Source organism: Rhizobacter sp. P3_B12, from assembly GCF_056402895.1.
In genome coordinates this window covers 1-1886 of sequence record NZ_JBFUGN010001107.1, presented here as the reverse complement: position 1 = coordinate 1886, position 1886 = coordinate 1, and the positions used below count along the sequence as shown (strand labels likewise).

Genomic DNA, 1886 nt, shown 5'->3' with positions numbered 1-1886 from the left:
GTTCGGTGGTGCGCAGCCGTGCTCGCCGCCTGGGCATCAAGGACGAGATGTTCGAGAAGCGCGACATTCACATCCACGTGCCCGATGGCGCGACGCCCAAGGACGGCCCGAGCGCGGGTGCTGCGATGACGACGGCTTTCGTGTCGGCGCTGACCAACATCCCGGTGCGCGCCGATGTGGCGATGACCGGCGAGATCACGCTGCGTGGCGAGGTCACGGCGATCGGCGGCCTGAAGGAGAAGCTGCTCGCGGCCCACCGCGGCGGCATCAAGACGGTGCTGATCCCGGAAGAGAATGCGAAGGACCTGCAGGACATTCCGGAGAACGTGAAGAACCACCTCGAGATCGTGCCGGTGAAGTGGATCGACCAGGTGCTGGAGATCGCACTCGAGTCGGTGCCGCAACCGCTGGCCGATGAAGAGGCACCGAAGGTCGACGGCAAGACCGAGGCTGCCGCTGCGACGACGGCACCGGCCACTGCGCCTGCGACCGACGCGCTGAAGCACTGAAGAAAGTTGGAAAAAAATCGGTCGCTCTTGCGAAGCGGCCGATTTTGAACATATACTGTGAGTCTTGATTGATACAGCGAAGCAGATGCAGCAATGCGATGCCAAGCAGGTTGATCAAGGGATCGAAAGATCCGGCAAAGCGGGAGTAGCTCAGTTGGTAGAGCGCAACCTTGCCAAGGTTGAGGTCGCGAGTTCGAGCCTCGTCTCCCGCTCCAAATTCAAAGGGAAGCTTTCGGGCTTCCCTTTTTGCCTAGATGACGCAAGAGCTTCAAGGCAAGACAAGTTAAGCGGGGCGCGGTAGCAAAGCGGTTATGCACCGGATTGCAAATCCGTGTMGGTCGGTTCGACTCCGGCCCGCGCCTCCACAGTAAAAGACGGCTCCTTCGGGAGCCGTTTGCATTTCGAGGCCGCACTACCTGACCGTTTCGCCACCGACGACCCAAAGTCCATCAGCGCCTCGACAAAAGCCCGCTGCGCCTCGAACGGCGCGAATTCGCCGCTGCCCGCCAGCACCGCACTCGTCAGATCGTGCACGCCGGCTTTGCGCAACCCGGGCAGGTAGTCGTCCGGCGAACGGCCATCGGCGTCTCCGCGGAGGTACATGAGCGGCGTCTCGATGGCCTTCGGACGCGCGTTGTGCGCCGCGTCGGCGGCGAGCGCACGGTACCAATCGAAGCCCGCCTTCAAGGCCTCGGGCCGCGCATAGGCTTCGGCAAAGCGCGCTCGGTACGCCTCGGTCACTGCCTTGGAGTTGCCCGCCAGCGCGTTGGTGAAGTAGTCGAAGTACGGTCGCTGCCGGTCCTGCACCATCGTCTCGGGCAGATCGGGGATCGCATGAAAGGCGAAATGCCAGATGCGCGGATCGGCCAGCAGCTTCTCCCAGGGATCGAGGCCGGGCACGACGGTGTTGGTGACGACCGCGCCACGGATGCGTTGGCCATGGTCGCGGGCGGCGGCGAAAGCGATCATGCCGCCCACGTCGATGCCCGCGACGACGATGTCGCGGCCCCCCGCTTGCTCGGCTGCAGCGAGCAGCACGTCGGCGAGCACCGTCTTCTCGGCCGATCGTGGCGCGCCACGAGACTCGCCGATCTCGGGCAGATCGGGCGCGAGGACGAAGAAGCGTTCAGACAAGTCGTGAAGCACCGGCTCGTAGAGCGCATGTGAATGGGGCCACCCGTGCAGCAGCAACAGCGCCGGACGGCTCGCGACACCGGCCGTTCGCAGCGCGATCTCGACTCCGTGGCCCGCGACCTTGATCTTGTCCATCGGCTTCCTTTGTCGTCTGTCCAAAGATGTGGGGCAATCCGCGTTCCCTGTACCCCGCCTCCGGCGGCAACGTGCCGGGGGCTGATGCCTCGTCCATATCGAGGCTAC

At 64.2% G+C, this 1886-nt stretch carries 1 protein-coding gene, 2 tRNA genes and 1 pseudogene; 3 read left to right on the top strand and 1 reads right to left on the bottom strand.

From position 1 onward, the window contains the following. From AC1D01_RS32655 to AC1D01_RS32645, 3 genes are all read left to right on the top strand, one after another. A partial coding sequence (locus tag AC1D01_RS32655; protein WP_477873646.1) for a S16 family serine protease occupies positions 1-509 on the top strand: 509 nt, incomplete at its 5' end. 139 nt (positions 510-648) lie between these two features. Next, a tRNA-Gly gene (locus tag AC1D01_RS32650) sits at positions 649-724 on the top strand. Between the two features lie 76 nt (positions 725-800). After that, positions 801-874, top strand: a tRNA-Cys gene (locus tag AC1D01_RS32645). Between the two features lie 100 nt (positions 875-974). Here the strand turns inward: AC1D01_RS32645 and AC1D01_RS32640 are convergent. Further along, positions 975-1778: pseudogene (locus AC1D01_RS32640) on the bottom strand (alpha/beta fold hydrolase); the annotation flags it as partial. Between the last annotated feature and the right edge of the window lie 108 nt (positions 1779-1886).